Here is a 16,577-nt window from a genome sequence, read left to right on the forward strand (position 1 = left end):
CGGGTGCGGTGTCGCGTCAACCCCCTGCGCAGGACTGCTGTCAGCCCTTGCGCAGGACGGCGAGGAACATCGCGTCGGTGCCGTGGCGGTGCGGCCAGAGCTGCACGGTGGGGCCGTCGCCCAGGCCGGGCATGCCGGCCGGCAGCAGCGGCCGGGCGTCGACGAAGTCCACCGACACACCGCTGCGGCGGGCCGCCTCGGTGACCGTCACGTGCGTCTCCACCGTGTGCGGCGAGCAGGTGACGTAGGCGACCAGCCCGCCCGGCCGGACCGCCCGCAGCGCCGCGCCCAGCAGCTCCCGCTGTAGCCGGGTCAGCGGCGGCAGGTCGGAGGGCTGGCGACGCCAGCGCGACTCGGGCCGGCGACGCAGCGAGCCCAGACCGGTGCACGGGGCGTCCACCAGCACCCGGTCGAAGTGGCCCTCCGGCAGCTTCGGGTCCGCGCCGACCTCACGACCATCCATGGCCAGCACGGCCACCGGCAGGCCCCGGGTCGCCTGGGACACCAGCCGGGCCCGGTGCTCGGCCACCTCCACAGCGGTCAGTCGGGCCCCGCGCTGCGCGGCCAGCGCGCCGAGCAGACCGGCCTTGCCGCCCGGGCCTGCGCACAGGTCCAGCCAGCGCCCGTCCGGACCGTCGAGCGGCGCGTCGGCGAGCGCGGCGGCCACGAGTTGGGAGCCCTCGTCCTGGACGTGGGCACGACCGTCGACCACCGCCGGCACGTCACCAGGCGCGCCGCCGGGCAGATAGACGGCGTACGGCGAGAAGGCGCCGGGCGCGCCGCCGACCTGGTCGGCCAGCTCGATCGGATCGATGAGGCCGGGACGGGCGCACAGGTGCACCGGGGGCCGCTCGTTGTCCTCGATCAGGAGCCGGGCGGTCTCGCCCAGGTCGCCGCCGAGCGCCTCGGAGAAGGCCCGCACGATCCACTGCGGGTGGCTGTACGCCAGCGCCAGGTGCCCGACCGGATCGGTCTCGATCGGCGGGGCGAGCTTGGCCACCCAACCGTCGATGTCGCGGGTGGACACCTCGCGCAGCACCGCGTTGGCGAACCCGGCGGCGCCCGGCGCGACCGAGCGGACCAGGTCCACGGTCGACGACACGGCCGCGTGCGGGGGCACCCGGGTGTGCAGCAGCTGGTAGGCCCCGATTCGCAGCGCGTCGCGCGCCGGTGGGTCGATGCGGGCCACGTCCCGCCCGGCCGCGTCGCTGAGGATCGCATCCAGCGTGCCGAGGTGGCGCAGGGTGCCGTAGGTCAGCTCGGTGGCGAAGGCGGCGTCGCGGCCGTACAGCCCCTCCTCGCGCAGGATGATGGGCAGCACCAGGTTGGCGAAGGCGTCGTCGCGGTGCACGGCGGCCACCGCCTCGTACGCCGCGCGTCGTGGCCGGTCCAGTGGCGGCCGGGCCGGCCGACGGTCACCGCCACGGCTGGCGGACGAACCGCCGCGGAACGGACGCGTGCCCTCCGGGGCCGTCACGCGAGGGCCTCGCCGGCGCTGACACGGACGCCGCGCGCCCAGTCGGTGGCCGCCATGGCGCGCTTGCCGGCGGCGCGGACCTCGCCGAGACGCACCGGCACGGTGGCCGTGCCGGCCAGTACCCGCGTCTTCTCCACCAGCAGCTCCCCCGGTTTCAGGTCCGGGCCGTCGGGCACCGGTGCGACCGCGCCGAGCTTCACCCGCTCGTCCCGGAAGGTCGTCCACGCGCCGGGGGCCGGGGTGCAGGCGCGGATCCGCCGGTCCACGGCGAAGGCCGGGTCACCCCAGCGCACCCGGGCATCCTCCACTGTCAGCTTCGGCGCCAGCGACACCCCGTCGGCGGGCTGCGGCTCGGCTCGCGCGGTGCCGTCGGCGATCGCGTCGAGCACCGCCACCAGCAGACCGGCGCCGGAGTCGGCGAGCCGCTCCAGCAGGTCGCCGGAGGTGTCGCCGGGGCGGATCTCGTCGGTCAGGGTGCCGAACACCGGCCCGGTGTCCAGGCCCTGCTCCAGGTGGAAGACGCTGGCCCCGGTCAGCTCGTCGCCGTGCAGCACCGCGTGCTGCACGGGCGCGGCGCCCCGCCAGGCGGGCAGCAGCGAGAAGTGCAGGTTGATCCAGCCGTACCGGGGGATCTCCAGCGCCGCCGGCGGCACCAGCGCGCCGTAGGCGACCACCGGCACGCAGTCCGGGGACAGCTCGCGCAGCCGGTCGAGGAACTCCGGGTCACGGGGGCGGGCCGGCGTGAGCACCTCCACGCCGTGCTCGTCGGCCCACGCGCCGACCGGGGAACGGGACAGGCCACGCCCCCGCCCGGCGGGCGCGTCGGGTCGGGTGACCACGGCGACCAGCTCGTGCCGGGAGGCCGCGACGGCGGCCAGGGCGGGCACGGCAACCGCCGGCGTACCGGCGAAGATCACACGCATCCGGGTCACCGACCCAGGCCGAAGGGGCTGCCACCGGCGTGCGGGTTGACCTTGACCACCGGCGGCGCGGCCGCGTCGTACCACTCGGCCTGGCGGATGGCCTTCATGGCCTCCTTGCGACCGGCGGCGTCGAGCCGGTCCAGGAAGAGCACGCCGTCGAGGTGGTCGGTCTCGTGCTGCACGCAGCGGGCCATCAGCCCGGTGCCGACGATCTGCAGCGGGTCGCCGTAGCCGTTGAAGCCCTTGGCGATGACGTTCTGCCGGCGCTTGGTGTCGAAGTAGAGCCCGGGGATGGAGAGGCAGCCCTCGGGGCCGTCCTGCTCCTCCTCGTCGGGGAACTCCAGCACCGGGTTGACCAGGTGCCCGAGCACGTCGTCGACGTCGAAGGCGAACACCCGCAGGCTCACACCGAGCTGCGGCGCGGCCAGGCCGGCGCCGTTCTGCCCCCGCATCGTGTCCGTGAGGTCGGCGATGAGCCTACGCAGCTCAACGTCGAAGTCGACCACCGGATCGGCCGGCGTGCGCAGCACCGGATCCCCAAACAGACGGATGGGCTGGACGGTCACGCGGGACGGCTCCTTCATCGGGCGGGCGAGCGGTGCCGTACCAGTCTACGGAGTGCCTCGAGGCGCACCGGCCGGCGTACCTCGATCGGCCACCGCCGGTGTGCCGGGCGTCACTCGGCTCGGCCCCGGGTGGCCGCCGCCGCGGCCAGCAGGGCGCGGACCCGCTCGCCGTCGGGGTGACCGAGGTCATCGAGGATGCCCAGGGCTCGCCGCCAGGTCCGTGCCGCGCCGGCCGGGTCCCCCGCCGCGTGCCGGCTCTCGCCGAGGCGGGAGAGGGTGTCCGCCTCGTCGTAGCGGTCGCTGATCCGCCGGTACAGGCGCAGCGCCCGCCCGTAGCAGCGGATCGCCTCCCGGTGGTCGCCCAGCCGGGCGTGGATGAAGCCGAGGCTGTCCCAGGTGTTGGCCTCACCGTGCCGGTCACCGGTCCGGCGCAGCAGCGTCAACGCCTGCTCGCAGTGCGCGAGCGCCGGACGGTACTGGCCGAGCTGCGCGTGCGCCCAACCCACGGCGTTACGGGCGCTGGCCTCCCCGGCCAGATGGCCGGCGTCCCGGTACAGGGCGAGAGCCCGCCGCACATGGTCCAGCGCCTCGGCGTACCGGCCGAGACCGTCGAGCATCGCGCCGAACGCCCGGTGGGTACGCGCCTGCCCGGTGCGGTCACACAGCGCCCCGAAGAGCGTCAGGGCCTGCCGGTAGTTGCTCGCCGCCTCGTCCACCCGCCCCAGTCGGGACAGCACCCGGGCGAGGTCACGGTGGGCGTTCGCCTGCCCGAGCCGGTCCCCCGTCCGCCGCGCCCCGGCCAGGGCGGTCCGCTGGGCGACGGCCAGGTCCGGCCACCGTCCCCGGCGTTGCAGGAAGTCCACGAGCGTCCACGCGAGCTGCCAGGCATGGCTGTCGAACCCGGCACGTTTAGCGTGCGCGACGGCGGCCAGCAGCACCGGGTACTCGACGGTGAACCAGGCGAGCGCCTGCGCGTGGTCGGTGATCCGCTCGGGCGTCACACCCGGCGGGGCCGCCGCCAGGGTGACCGGATCCCGGCCCGGCTGCAGCAGCAGCGCGGCCGCGTGCGCGGTGTGCAGGTAGTGGTCCAGCCCACGACGGATCGCGGCCCGCCGTACCTCGGCCGGATCGAGTCGTTCGGCCTGCTCGGCGGCGTACGCCCGGAGCAGGTCGTGTGCGCCGAACCGGCCGGGGACGTGCTCGGTGACGAGGTGCGCGTGGGCCAGCTCCGCCAACAGTCGGGGCACCTGCTCCCGGGGCAGCCCGGCCAGGCTGGCCGCCGCGGCGACCCCGATGTCCGGACCGGGATGGCAGCCGAACAGCCGGAACAGCCGTGCCGACGCGGGGGTGAGGCTCCGGTACGACCAGGAGAAGACTGCCTGCACGTCGGTGCCGGCGTCGCCGGCGTCGAACGAGTCCAGTGGGCGCGGCGCCCCGCGCAGCTCGGCCGCGAGGGTGGCCAGGGGGAACGCCGGATTCGCCGCACTCCGCGCGGCGAGAACCGCCAGGGCCAGCGGCAGCCGCGCGCACCGCTCGATCATCTCGTCCACGGCCCGCGGCTCGACCGCCAGTCGGTCCGCGCCGAGTCTCCGGGCCAACAACTGCCATGCCTCGGCGGCGCTGAGCAGGTCCACGCCGACCGGCCGGGCGCCCTCGGCGGCGACCAGACCGGCCAGCCGGTTACGGCTGGTGACCAGGACCAGGCAGGTCGGACTGCCGGCCAGCAGCGGCCGGACCTGGTCGGCATCCCGCGCGTTGTCCAGCAGCACCAGCATCCGGCGATCGGCGAGCAGGCTTCGATAGAGACCCACCTGCGCGGGCAGGTGGGTGGGGATCCGTTCGGGCGGCACCTCCAGGGCTTCCAGGAAGCCGCGGACCGCCTCGACGGCCGTCACCACCGTTCCGGTGGAGTCGAATCCGCGCAGGTCGACGTAGAGCTGGCCGTCCGGGAACCGGTCGGCGACGCGGTGCGCCCAGTGCACCGCGAGCGTCGTCTTGCCCACCCCGGCCGTGCCGGACAGCGTCACCACGGTGGCCGGCGCCCGGCCGCCTGCGCCTGAGGTGTCCGGGCCGGCGGAGGCGGCATCGAGCTGGGCGAGCTGGGCGGCACGTCCGACGAATCCGGGCAACGCCGGGGGTAGTTGGCGGGGCACGGGGAAGCGGGTCGGCCCCGTGGCGGCCCGGGCGCCGCCACTCCTGGCCCGCACGGCCCCGGCGACCGCCCGACCGGTGGCCGCGTGGTCGCGGGTCGGGCGTCGACGTCGCTCCTCGATCCGGTCCCGCGCGGTGGCCAGCAGTCCCTGCTCGGTGGGGGTCGCCCCGAGCAGCCGGATGAGCGCGTCGAACCGCTCCGGCGGGGGCAGGATGTTGCCGGCGAAGTACTCCCCGATGATGCCGCGTGACCAGCCGGTCTTCGCCGCCAGCTGCCGGTACGTCAGCCGGGTCTCGCCCTGCTGCCGTGCCTCGCGGCGGCGCAGCTGGCGCAGCAGGCCGGCCAGCTCCGGCAGGGTCTGCGCCTCGACGCCACCGCGGGCCACGTCGCACTCCGCTGGTGGCCCCTGCGGTGCGCGACGAACGCCGGACGGTACCCGTTGGTCGGACATGCGGCCCCCACCCCCTACCGGTCACCCGGCCGCCCCGGGTGCCGACACGGGCAGGCTAGTTGCGGTCACACACGGCGAGATAGGAGGCCGCCGATGTCTGACAGTTCCACATCGGACCTTTCCCGCGTCCAGCGGTGTCCGACGGTGTCCAGTCCCGTCCAGGATCGCCGTGCCGAACCGACGTCTCGTGCCACCGTCTCGGTGCGGGTTCGGCCCGCGCCACGAAACCCTGGGGAAGGGGTACCAGATGATCCGTCCACACCCGACCGCCCGACGGTCCGCGACGATGCTGCGTCGCATCGCCGTCACCGCGTGTGGCCTCACGCTGCTCGTCGCGGGCGTGAGTGCCGCACCGGCCACCGCCGCGCCGGGGGGCAAGGCCACCACCACCGGATCGTTCGTCGACAGCGCGCCGGTGCCCGGCGGCTTCGCCTCCTGGTCCGAGCTGCTCCGGTTGCAGCAGCGGATGAACACCGCCGCCGCGCAGATCACGAACGCGGCGCAGAGCAGCGCGAACTCCGGCTTCGCCGGTGTCGTCGCCGATCCCACCACCCGCCACCTCCAGGTCTACTGGAAGGGCGAGCCGCCGGCACGCCTGGTGGCCAACGCCCGGGCCACCGTCGCGACGACGGTGCTGCCCGCCGCGTACTCGCAGCGGGAGCTGATGGTCGCGGCGGACCGGTTGCGGGCCACGGCCGGCGACAAGATCACCACGGTGGGGCCGCGCGCCGACGGCGCCGGCCTGCTCGTCGGTACGCAGAGCGGGTTGCTCGGCGCCACGGCTCTCGCCGGCGTACCGGTGACGGTGCAGACAGGTGTCGCCGCCGCGCCCGCGACCCGGTGGGACGACTCGCCCCCGTGGTGGGGTGGCGCCGCGTGGCGTAACACCGCCAACGGCGGTGGCTGCTCGACAGGCTTCGGGGTCTTCCAGGGCGGGGTGACGCGGGTGCTCTCCGCCGCGCACTGCGCCAACCTCAACGTCCTCGCCACCGACCCGACCGGGCAGACGATCGGCACGGTCAGCACCCGCAACACCGGCACCGACACCCTGCTGCTCGCGGGCAGCGGGGGCGGCCGGGTCTTCAACAACAGCACCGACGCGGCCGGCGCGGTGGTCAGCGAGTTCAGCAACCAGGTGATCGGCGCACAGGCCAGCCAGGTCGGCAACTGGGTGTGCACCTCCGGCGCGTACTCCGGCACCCGGTGCTCGATCCAGGTGAAGGCCCGCAACCTGTGCATCAACGTGCGCGACTTCGGCACGGTCTGCGGTCAGGTCCAAGCCGAGAACACCACCCACACCAACGCCATCGGCCAGGGTGACAGCGGCGGCCCGGTGGAGATCGTGAACGCGGCGAACACCCTCCAGGTCTGGGCGACCGGCACCAACACCGCCATCGACGACACCAACACCGCGACGACGTGTACCGGCTACGTCCCCACCGGCCGGGTGTGCGCCTGGCGGATCTACTACGAGGACATCTTCTCCGGCATGGCCGGCGTCGGCGCCTCCGGCGTGGTCCTGGGCTGACGCCTACCGGCGATCAACCGTACGGCCCGGGGGCCGGGCCGGCGCGCATCCCGCGTGCCGGTCCGGCTCCGCGCTGGGCTCAGGCGCCGACGCCCCGGTCGGCGGCGAGCACGGCGTCGCCGCCAAGCAGCGCCGACTGCTCGGGCAGCGGAAGCTGGATCTTGTGGGCGGCCTCCCAGTCGTAGACCAGGCCGGGGCGCACCTGAGCGGCGAAGTAGTCCACGGCGCTCATCCCGCCCACCACCGGCTCGTCGACCTCCGCGACCAACTCGGCGGGGACCAGGGAAAAACCGTTCTGCACGGCGGCGCTGAGCCGACGGTGACCGTCGACGACGAAGAAGTACTCGCCGGTGAAGCCGATCTTGAGCGGTTCCAGGGACTCGTCGCCGGCCTCGGCCACGTCGCCGACGAACTCGCTGTCCCACAGCCCGCGCAGGGTCGCGATGTCCTCGGTCGGGTAGACGCGCGCCGGGTCGAGCAGCAGCAACGGCCGGCCGTCGCGCAGCACGTCCGCGCCGAGGGTGCCCTCGTACGCGGCGATGATGTGCTCGACCACCTCGGCGGCGGAGGCCCGGGTGGTGTCGCAGATCAGGTCATAGTTGCGCAACCGCGCCTTGTCCACCCCGTAGCGGACGATGAACCGGCTGCGCTCGCTCTCGCTGCGCTCGCGGAGCTTGGCCTTGGCCTCCTGGAGGGACGCGTAGCTCTCCGCCGGGCCGGACGGTCGGGCCAGCACCCGGCGCGCCGCCTCACCCGGCTCGGTGATCATGTGCACCTTGAGCGCGTCGGTGAAGAAGTGCCAGGCCAGTCGCGAATCCATGATCAGGTGCTCGCCGGAGGCGGCGATGTCCCGCTGGAGCTGGTCGACGTAACCGTCGACGGCCTGGTCCAGCTCGGCGTGCAGATTGAGCTGCAGGGCCGTCATCTGCCGCTGCTGCGCCATCTCCCGGTAGAGGTCACCCACGCTGACCCGGCGCATCCCGAGCCGCTTGGCGATCTCCACCGACACGGTGCTCTTGCCGCTGCCGAGGTCGCCGTTGAAGACGATCGATTGTCGAACGGTCACGACTGGTCCACCCCTGATAACCGGCTTCCTGACATCATCGACATCGCGTCCGACCGACGCGTTCCCGGCCCGCCCTTCCGCGGCGGTGCCGTGACCTGGGGCCGTCGTACGCCCGAGCATGACGGGCGATGCTACCACCTCGGCGCCACCGCTTTGCCGGACGCGGTGTGCGGGCAGGGGCGCGAGGCCGGGTTCCGCAACCGGAGAAACGGTCAGAACAGGCTCAGCGGATCGACCTGGAGACGAACCGGGTCGGCGGCCTTGCGGGCGGCGCGCACCCCGGCGGCCGAGTGCAGGGCCTCGGCGAGCGCGGCGGCCCGTGCCCGGGGCACTCGGACCAGCATCCGCTCCCGCCCCTCGTCGGCCGGCACCGGTCCGAGCACCTCGGCGTCGCCGGGCAGCCGGGCTGCGGCGAGCAGGTCGGCCACCGCCTCGGCCGGGCCGGTGACGCTTGCCATCCGTACCGCAGGCGGGAAGCCCAGCTCGCGGCGCTCGGCCAGCTCCCGGCCCGCGAACCAGGCGGCATCCCACCGCAGCAGCGCCTGCACCGGCGCGAGCGCGCCGTCGGCGACCACCACCACCCGGCCGGCTGGCGCCGGGCGGGCCAGCGCCGCGGCGGCCAGCCACCGACGCAGCGCCTCCTCGCCGGCCCGCAGGTCGGCCCGGGTCAGCAGGGCCCAGGAGTCGAGCAGCAGCACCGCGCCGTAGCCGCCCTCGGCGGCCGGCTCGGCGCCGGGGGTGGCGACGACCAGAGCGGCCCCGCCGGGCACGTCGGTCAGCACCTCCTCCCGTCCCGAGGTCCGCACCGGCACGTCGGGAAAGGCCCGGCCCAGCTCCTCGGCGGTACGACGGGCACCGGTGACCGCGGCCCGCAGCCGCCGTCCACCGCATTCGGGGCAGGCGTACGCGGCGGCGACCCGGGCGCACCACCGGCAGGCGGGGGTGCCACCGGCCGACGGCAGCGCGAGCGGGCCGGCGCAGTGCGCGCAGCGGGCCGGGGTACGGCAGTCGGCGCAGGAGACCGAGGGCAGGTAGCCGCGTCGGGGCACCTGCACGAGCACCGGCAGGTCCGCCCGCAGGGCGTCGCGGGCGGCCGTCCAGGCCAGGCTGGGCAGCCGGGCGGTGGCCGCACCGGGATCACGGGCGAGCTGCGGGTCGTCACCGGTCGGCGCGATGGCCGGTATCCGGGCCCGTACCGTCGCCCGGTCGGCGACCACCTCCCGGGCCCAGCCGGTCTCCAGCAGCAGCTGCGCCTCGGCCGTCCGGGCGTACCCGCCGATCAGCGCACCGGCCTCGGCGAGCTGCGCCCGGGTGAGCAGCACGTCACGGGCGTGCGGATAGGGCGCCCGGGGTTCGGAGTGCAGGTCGTCTCCGTCATCCCAGACGGCGACGAGGCCGAGCCGGTCCACCGGGGCGAACATCGCGGCGCGGGTACCGACGACAACCGGCACCTGCCCGCGCCGGGCGGCGAGGAACGCCCGGTAGCGCCGGGCCGGGCCCAGGGCGGCGGAGAGGGTGACGTGCCGCCCCGGCCCCAGCACGCCGGTCAGCGCGGCGTCGAGACGGTCGAGGTCGCGGGCGTCGGCCACCACGACCACGGCGCCCCGCCCACCGGCGACGGTGGCGGCCACCGCGTCGGCGTAGCGGGCGGCCCAGTCCTCGCCCGGCAGGGCGGACCACACCGCGCGGGGTGCCCGACCGTCGGTGAGCGCCCGCAGCAGCGCCGGCCCGGTCGGGTAGTCCCGCCAGCCGCGCGGGTCGACCGCCTCGCCGGCCGACGGGTCGGCGGTGGACCCGTCGAGGTCGGCGGCGTCCGGTGGGACGGACTCACCGGTGGCGTGGGGTTCCTTCTCGACCCGGGCGTGCCGGGGTGGCACGGCGAGCCGGAGCACGTCGGCGAGGCTGCCCGCGTACCGGTCCGCGACCGCCCGGGCCAGCCGGGCGATCTCGGGCGCCAGCACCGGCTCGGGCGAGACGACCTTCTCCAGGTAGGCGAGCCGGCCGGTGTGCCCGGAGTCGTCGGCCCGCGACAGCAACCACCCGTCGACGAGCTGCCCCGCGAAGCGCACCTTCACCCGGGTGCCGGGCACCGCCACGTCGTCCAGCTCGGCCGGCACCAGGTAGTCGAACGGGCGGTCCAGGTGCGCCAGTCCGACATCCACGCAGACGCGCGCGACCGGCGACCCGTCCGCGGGTCGCCGGTCGCTACGCCTGGTGGCGGTCAGGCTCCCGCGGCCGACTTGAGGTCGGCGGCCCGGTCGGTGCTCTCCCAGGTCAGGTCCGGCAGCTCCCGGCCGAAGTGGCCGTACGCGGCTGTCTGCTGGTAGATCGGTCGGAGCAGGTTGAGGTCCCGGATGATCGCGGCCGGGCGCAGGTCGAACACCTCGCCGACGGCCTTCTCGATCGAGGCCACCGGCACGGTCTCGGTGCCGAACGTCTCGATGAACAGGCTCACCGGGTGCGCCTTGCCGATGGCGTAGGCGACCTGCGCCTCGCACCGCTCGGCCAGGCCGGCGGCGACCACGTTCTTGGCCACCCAGCGCATCGCGTACGCGGCCGAGCGGTCCACCTTGGACGGATCCTTGCCGGAGAACGCGCCGCCGCCGTGGCGGGCGTACCCGCCGTAGGTGTCGACGATGATCTTGCGACCGGTCAGGCCGGCGTCACCCATCGGACCGCCGATCTCGAACCGGCCGGTCGGGTTGACCAGCAGCCGGTAGCCGTCGGTGTCCAGACCGAGGCTCTCCAGCTCGGGGGCGATGACGGAGTCACGCACGTCCGGGGTGAGCAGCGACTCCAGCGAGATGTCCGCGGCGTGCTGGCTGGACACCACCACCGTGTTCAGGCGGACCGGGCGCAGCCCCTCGTACTCGATGGTGACCTGGGTCTTGCCGTCCGGACGCAGGTACGGGATGGTCCCGTCCTTGCGCACCGCGGCGAGGCGGCGGGCCAGCCGGTGGGCGAGCGCGATCGGCAGCGGCATCAGCTCCGGAGTCTCCGAGCAGGCGAAGCCGAACATCATGCCCTGGTCACCGGCGCCCTGCGCGTCCAGCGCGCTCTCCGACGCGCCGGTGCGCAGCTCGAAGGCGTTGTCCACGCCCTGCGCGATGTCCTCGGACTGCGCACCGATCGAGACGCTGACCCCGCAGGACGCGCCGTCGAAGCCCTTCTTCGACGAGTCGTAGCCGATGTCGAGGATGGTGCGCCGGACGATGGTCGGGATGTCGGCGTACGCCTTCGTGGTGACCTCACCGGCGATGTGTACCTGGCCGGTGGTGATCATGGTCTCGACCGCGACCCGGCTGTGCGGGTCCTCGGTGAGCAGGGCGTCGAGGATGCCGTCGCTGATCTGGTCGGCGATCTTGTCCGGGTGGCCTTCCGTGACCGATTCGGACGTGAAGAGGCGGCGTGTCACGGCACTCCTAAGCGTGTGAGGTCGTTCCGCGGCAGTCTAGTCACCGCTGCGGCCGGTGTCGGGGTCGGTCGCGTGCTGTTCCACCCGTCAGGAGCGGTTGGCCAGCCGCGCCACGACGAGATCCCACACGGTGTCGGCCACGGCCTCCTTGGACTGCTCCGGCAGGCGGCTCACCGAGCCGTCCGCGCCGATGACCGTCACCGTGTTGGTGTCGGCGCCGAAGACCAGGTCCGCACCGACCTCGTTGACCACGATCAGGTCGGCCCGCTTCCGGGCGAGTTTCGCCCGGCCGTTGGCCTCCGCGTCGCCGGTCTCGGCGGCGAACACCACGAGCACCTGCTCCGGTCGCTTGCGCTGGCCGAGCTCCGCCGCGATGTCCGGGTTGGTGACGAGCTCGATGGTGGGCGCCACACCGTCGTCCGACTTCTTGATTTTGCCAGGCGCGTACGTCGCCGGTCGGAAATCGGCCGGAGCCGCCGCCATCACGACCGCGTCGGCCTCGACGGCGGCCTTGACTGTCGCCTCACGCAGCTCGGCGGTCGTGCCGACGCGGACCAGGTCGACCCCGGCGGGGTCGGCGAGGGCCACGTTGGCCGAGATCAGCGTGACCCGCGCTCCCCGGGCGACAGCCGACCGGGCGAAGGCGTAGCCCTGCTTGCCGGAGGAGCGGTTGCCGAGGAAGCGGACCGGGTCCAGCGGCTCGCGGGTGCCGCCGGCGGTGACCACCAGCCGGCGGCCGGTCAGGTCGGCCGGTGCGGACACGCCCCGAGCGAGGACCTGGCGGGCGACCGCGAAGATCTCCGCCGGGTCGGGCAGTCGACCCTTGCCGGTGTCGGCGCCGGTGAGCCGCCCGACGGCCGGCTCGATGACCCGGACGCCCCGGGCCCGCAGCGTGGCGACGTTGGCGACGGTGGCCGGGTGCTCCCACATCTCGGTGTGCATGGCCGGAGCCAGCACCACCGGGCAGCGGGCGGTCAGCAGCGTGTTGGTCAGCAGGTCGTCGGCGAGCCCGTGGGCGGCCTTGGCGAGCAGGTCGGTGGTGGTCGGCGCGACCACCACGAGGTCGGCCTGCTTGCCGAGGCGGACGTGCGGCACCTCGTGCACGTCGGACCACACGTCGTCGGCGACCGGCTGACCGGAGAGCGCCGCCCAGGTCGGCGCCCCGACGAACCGCAGCGCCGACGCGGTCGGCACGACACGGACCCGGTGACCCGACTCGGTGAAGAGTCGCAGCAGCTCACACGCCTTGTAGGCGGCGATGCCGCCGCCGACCCCGAGGACGATCGAGGCGGACATCGACGGGTGCGGGCTTACGGCTGGTCGGTCGGCTCGGCGGTGAGCAGGCCCGCGTTGATCTCGCGCATGGCGATGGAGAGGGGCTTCTCCTGGGGGGTGGTCTCGACGAGCGGGCCGACGTACTCCAGGAGGCCCTCACCGAGCTGGCTGTAATAGGCGTTGACCTGGCGCGCGCGCTTGGCGGCGAAGATGACCAGCGCGTACTTCGACGTCGTCTTCTCGAGGAGCTCGTCGATCGGCGGGTTGGTGATGCCTTCGGGGTTGGCGATGGATCCCACGAATTAACCTCTGCGTCTTTCGAACCGCGCGCACGCGGTGCTGAGTCTCAACGGCGGCCGGCCGTCAGCCACGCACGCGTGACCAGGCCGGATCCGGATAAGAAGAACCGAGTAAGCCTACCAGCTCGTCGGCGACCCGATCGGTGTGGTCGTGGGTCAGCGTGTGCGTGAAGGCCGCCGCCACGGCGGCGTCGGGCCGGCGCCCGGGCGGGATCAGCAGCACCAGCCGCGTGTCGGGCAGTCGCGCCCGCACCAGCCGGGCCCCGGCCACGTCGAGCGGCAGCAGGACCGGCTGCCCGGCGTCGAGCCGGACGCGCAGCGGCGGGTAGAGGGTGCCCCGGTAGTACGCGCCGATCCGCGACCACTCCACCAGGTCGCCGGTGGCCACCCGGCGCTCGAACTCGGCCGGGGCGAGAAAGACCCGCTGCTCTCCGTCGGCCTCCGGCTCCCGGCGCGGCCTTGTCGTTGCCGGCACCGGGATCCACACGGACGGGAAACGCGCCCGAACGAGCTCGACGACACTCTCCCTGCCGGAACCCGAAGGTCCAGCCAGGACAGTGAGCCGAGCCGCCGGGCGCGCCTCGTCATCCGTGCTCACTGCTTGTTTCTACACGCTGCCAGGTTCAGTTGGCGGCGAACTCTCCAAGCAGTGCCTTGCGCTGCTGCTCGCCGAGGCCACGCAGGCGACGGCTGTCCGCGATCTTGAGCTTCTCCATGATCTGGGTGGCCCGGATCTTGCCGATGCCCGGCATCGCCTGCAGGACGGCCGAAACCTTGAGCTTGCCGACGACGTCGTCGCTCTCGGCCCGCTCGAGGACGGCACCGAGAGTGGTCTTGCCCTGCTTGAGCTGCTCCTTCAGCTCGGCACGGGCCTTGCGGATCTCCGCGGCCTTCTCGAGCGCGGCAGCGCGCTGTTCGGGGGTCAGTGACGGGAGCGGCACCAGTTCTCCTCAGGTCCCTATCGCGGCGGGCGGGGCGCACCGCCGCATCTGTGAAACGTGGTGTCGCTGTGAACCAAGGGGTCCGTGGTTCCCAGCGCGGGGAAAACTAGCGGTCAACGGAGCTTTCGGCAACGTGGGCGCGCGATGATCACCGCAAAGTGACCGAGCCGTCAGTCAGTCAACGGGCAGCCAGGACGGCCCGACAGTCGGCCAGAACACGGTCCGCGGCGGCCCGCAGAGCGTCGGCGTCCGGTCCCGCCGACAGGACCTCCCGGGAGTACGACGGGAGCACGGCGGCGAGGCTGGAACCGAAGACGGTACGCAGATCGGCGGCACCCGCACCCTGCGCGCCGAGCCCCGGAGCGAGCAGCGGACCCCCCACGCCGGAGAGGTCATGACCGGTGTCACCGATGGTCGCGCCGACCACCAGACCGAAGCTGCCGAGGGGGTCCGCACCCCGGTTGAGCTGGGAAATCTCGTCGATCACGGTCTGCGCGACGGTGCGCCCGTCGGCCGTGCGGGCCCGCTGCACGGCCGCCCCCTCGGGGTTCGAGGTGAGGGCCAGCACGAAGACTCCGCCGCCGTGCTCGGCGGCCAACTCGAACATCGGGGCCAGCGAACCTACTCCCAGGTAGGGACTGGCCGTAACCGCGTCGACATACAGCGGGCTGGATGGATCGAGGTACGCGGAGGCGTACGCGCTGACCGTTGAGCCGATGTCGCCACGCTTGACGTCGAGAAGAACGAGCGAACCGGCTTCTCGTAACTGTCGGATAGTTGACTCAAGGATCGCCACACCGCGGGATCCGAACCGCTCGAAAAAGGCCGACTGAGGCTTGACCACCGCAACCCGGTCACCGAGGGCGTCCACCACGGTCCCCGCGAACCGTTCCAGTCCGTCGACGTCGTCCGTGAGACCCCAGCGGGCCAGCAGACCGGGATGCGGGTCGATGCCCACACAGAGCGGCCCACGCTCGGCGATGGCCCGGTGCAGTCGGTTGCCGAAGCTCTCCATCGGCGTACTTCCCCTCTTCTCGTCCGGGCGGCGAACCGCCTCGGCGTACTCCTTGACCGGAACCGTTCAGCCGGCCGCCACCGCCGCCGCCACCCCGGCCGTGATGCGGGCCAGGTCGGCGTCGTCGGTGACGTACGGCGGCATCGTGTAGATCAGATCGCGGAACGGCCGCAGCCAGACGCCGCTCTCGACGGCCGCCGCGGTGGCCGCGCCGAGGTCGACCTCGTGGTCGAGCTGGACCACCCCGATCGCACCGAGCACCCGCACGTCGACCACGCCCGGGGCGGCGCGCAACGGCTCCAGGCCGGTGCGCAGGCCGGCGCCGACCCTGGACACCTGCGTCGCCCAGTCCCCGGCCCGCAGCAGCCCGATGGAGGCGTTGGCGACCGCGCAGGCCAGCGGGTTGCCCATGAACGTGGGCCCGTGCGCCAGCACGCCGTCGGCGGAGATGCCCCGGGCGATCTCCGCCGTGCACAACGTCGCGGCCAGGGTCAGGTAGCCACCGGTGAGGGCCTTGCCCACGCACAGCACGTCCGGGGCCACCCCGGCGTGCTCGGCGGCGAACATCGCGCCGGTACGGCCGAACCCGGTCGCGATCTCGTCGAAGATCAGCAGCACCCCGTGCGCGCGGGTCACCTCGCGCAGCACCCGCAGGTAACCCGGATGGTGGAACCGCATCCCACCGGCACCCTGGACGACGGGCTCGACGATCACGGCGGCCAGCTCGTCCGCGTGCCGCTCCACCGTCTCCGCCAGCGCCGCCACGTACGCCTCGTCGGGCGGGTCGCCGAAGCCCCCGGGCGGCACCGGGGCGAAGACCTGCCGGGGCAGCACGTCACCCCAGAGGTGATGCATCCCGCCCTCCGGGTCGCAGACGCTCATCGGGTGGAACGTGTCGCCGTGGTAGCCGCCCCGCCACGTCGCCAACCGGCGTCGCTGGGGTCGGCCGACGGCCCGCTGGTACTGCAGGCACATCTTCACCGCCACCTCGACACCGACCGAGCCGGAGTCGGCCAGGAACACGTGCTCCAGACCCTCCGGGGCCAGCTCCACAAGGGTTTGGGCGAGCTGTACGGCCGGCTCGTGGGTGAGGCCGCCGAACATCACGTGGCTCATCCGGCCGAGCTGGTCGGTCACGGCCGCGTCCAGCACCGGGTGCCGGTAGCCGTGGATCGCCGCCCACCAGGACGACATCCCGTCCACAAGCTCCCTCCCGTCGGCAAGGGTCAGCCGCACGCCCTGGGCGCTCTGCACCACGTACGGCGGGTTCGCCGGTGGCAGCGCGGCGTACGGATGCCAGACGTGCGCCCGGTCGGCGGCCAGGATCTCCTCGGGTGTCACACGTACTCCTCTTTCCGGCACGGACGTACCGGGCCGTGGTGGTCGTCAGGGGGCCGGGCACGGGGCCGGCCCGGTCCAGCCCAGAGCCAGCCCGGCGCGGAGCCGGCCCGGTCCAGCCCAGAGCCAGC

The 16,577-nt window shown here is 73.8% G+C and carries 14 protein-coding genes; 1 reads left to right on the forward strand and 13 read right to left on the reverse strand.

The features are described 5' to 3' along the window. Positions 1 to 40 precede the first annotated feature (40 nt). The 4 genes from ACGFIE_RS29975 to ACGFIE_RS29990 form a co-directional block, all read right to left on the reverse strand. The gene (locus ACGFIE_RS29975; RefSeq protein ID WP_393300890.1) at positions 41 to 1,477 is read right to left on the reverse strand and encodes an RsmB/NOP family class I SAM-dependent RNA methyltransferase; all 1,437 of its coding nucleotides are present in this window, start codon (positions 1,475 to 1,477) and stop codon (positions 41 to 43) included. Then, the gene (gene fmt, locus ACGFIE_RS29980; RefSeq protein WP_363686883.1) at positions 1,474 to 2,400 is read right to left on the reverse strand and encodes a methionyl-tRNA formyltransferase; all 927 of its coding nucleotides are present in this window, start codon (positions 2,398 to 2,400) and stop codon (positions 1,474 to 1,476) included. The genes ACGFIE_RS29975 and fmt overlap by 4 nt, the downstream gene beginning before the upstream one ends. Positions 2,401 to 2,405: 5 nt before the next feature. Continuing rightward, on the reverse strand, positions 2,406 to 2,966 hold the full coding sequence (def, locus tag ACGFIE_RS29985) for a peptide deformylase (protein ID WP_266249922.1): 561 nt from the start codon (positions 2,964 to 2,966) through the stop codon (positions 2,406 to 2,408). Between the two features lie 110 nt (positions 2,967 to 3,076). Then, entirely contained in the window at positions 3,077 to 5,569 is a 2,493-nt protein-coding gene (locus tag ACGFIE_RS29990) for an ATP-binding protein (protein ID WP_393300894.1), read from the reverse strand. 247 nt (positions 5,570 to 5,816) lie between these two features. Between ACGFIE_RS29990 and ACGFIE_RS29995 the strand changes: the two genes are divergently transcribed. Then, positions 5,817 to 7,097: a hypothetical protein gene (locus ACGFIE_RS29995; RefSeq protein ID WP_393300897.1), complete on the forward strand. Its 1,281-nt coding sequence runs from the start codon at positions 5,817 to 5,819 to the stop codon at positions 7,095 to 7,097. A gap of 79 nt (positions 7,098 to 7,176) precedes the next feature. Here ACGFIE_RS29995 and ACGFIE_RS30000 read toward each other — a convergent pair whose 3' ends face one another. The 9 genes from ACGFIE_RS30000 to ACGFIE_RS30040 all read right to left on the reverse strand — a co-directional run bounded on the left by ACGFIE_RS30000 (position 7,177) and on the right by ACGFIE_RS30040 (position 16,449). Next, positions 7,177 to 8,163: an AAA family ATPase gene (locus ACGFIE_RS30000; protein WP_393300900.1), complete on the reverse strand. Its 987-nt coding sequence runs from the start codon at positions 8,161 to 8,163 to the stop codon at positions 7,177 to 7,179. A 212-nt stretch (positions 8,164 to 8,375) separates the two neighbouring features. Next, positions 8,376 to 10,325: a primosomal protein N' gene (locus ACGFIE_RS30005; protein WP_393300903.1), complete on the reverse strand. Its 1,950-nt coding sequence runs from the start codon at positions 10,323 to 10,325 to the stop codon at positions 8,376 to 8,378. Positions 10,326 to 10,384: 59 nt separating this feature from the next. After that, positions 10,385 to 11,578, reverse strand: a complete 1,194-nt coding sequence (gene metK, locus ACGFIE_RS30010; RefSeq protein WP_393300906.1) for a methionine adenosyltransferase — start codon at positions 11,576 to 11,578, stop codon at positions 10,385 to 10,387. An 87-nt stretch (positions 11,579 to 11,665) separates the two neighbouring features. Next, complete coding sequence (coaBC, locus tag ACGFIE_RS30015; RefSeq protein ID WP_393300909.1) at positions 11,666 to 12,874, reverse strand: bifunctional phosphopantothenoylcysteine decarboxylase/phosphopantothenate--cysteine ligase CoaBC; 1,209 nt, start codon at positions 12,872 to 12,874, stop codon at positions 11,666 to 11,668. Between the two features lie 14 nt (positions 12,875 to 12,888). Further along, the gene (gene rpoZ / locus ACGFIE_RS30020; RefSeq protein ID WP_007075826.1) at positions 12,889 to 13,152 is read right to left on the reverse strand and encodes a DNA-directed RNA polymerase subunit omega; all 264 of its coding nucleotides are present in this window, start codon (positions 13,150 to 13,152) and stop codon (positions 12,889 to 12,891) included. 64 nt (positions 13,153 to 13,216) lie between these two features. After that, entirely contained in the window at positions 13,217 to 13,750 is a 534-nt protein-coding gene (locus ACGFIE_RS30025; RefSeq protein ID WP_393300913.1) for a guanylate kinase, read from the reverse strand. A 25-nt stretch (positions 13,751 to 13,775) separates the two neighbouring features. Then, positions 13,776 to 14,093: an integration host factor, actinobacterial type gene (gene mihF, locus ACGFIE_RS30030; RefSeq protein ID WP_007458370.1), complete on the reverse strand. Its 318-nt coding sequence runs from the start codon at positions 14,091 to 14,093 to the stop codon at positions 13,776 to 13,778. Between the two features lie 178 nt (positions 14,094 to 14,271). Further along, positions 14,272 to 15,108: an orotidine-5'-phosphate decarboxylase gene (pyrF, locus tag ACGFIE_RS30035; RefSeq protein ID WP_363686897.1), complete on the reverse strand. Its 837-nt coding sequence runs from the start codon at positions 15,106 to 15,108 to the stop codon at positions 14,272 to 14,274. Between the two features lie 66 nt (positions 15,109 to 15,174). Beyond that, complete coding sequence (locus ACGFIE_RS30040; RefSeq protein WP_393300916.1) at positions 15,175 to 16,449, reverse strand: adenosylmethionine--8-amino-7-oxononanoate transaminase; 1,275 nt, start codon at positions 16,447 to 16,449, stop codon at positions 15,175 to 15,177. Between the last annotated feature and the right edge of the window lie 128 nt (positions 16,450 to 16,577).

Origin of the sequence: Micromonospora sp. NPDC049275 (genome assembly GCF_043197115.1) — a bacterium.
In the GTDB taxonomy this organism is placed as follows: domain Bacteria; phylum Actinomycetota; class Actinomycetes; order Mycobacteriales; family Micromonosporaceae; genus Micromonospora.

Bases quoted from the DNA above. Each gene is read 5' to 3' on its own strand.
- fmt (WP_363686883.1), bottom strand. From the start codon at position 2,400: ATGCGTGTGATCTTCGCCGGTACGCCGGCGGTTGCCGTGCCCGCCCTG.
- ACGFIE_RS29990 (WP_393300894.1), bottom strand. From the start codon at position 5,569: ATGTCCGACCAACGGGTACCGTCCGGCGTTCGTCGCGCACCGCAGGGG.
- ACGFIE_RS29995 (WP_393300897.1), top strand. From the start codon at position 5,817: ATGATCCGTCCACACCCGACCGCCCGACGGTCCGCGACGATGCTGCGT.
- coaBC (WP_393300909.1), bottom strand. From the start codon at position 12,874: ATGTCCGCCTCGATCGTCCTCGGGGTCGGCGGCGGCATCGCCGCCTAC.
- pyrF (WP_363686897.1), bottom strand. From the start codon at position 15,108: ATGGAGAGCTTCGGCAACCGACTGCACCGGGCCATCGCCGAGCGTGGG.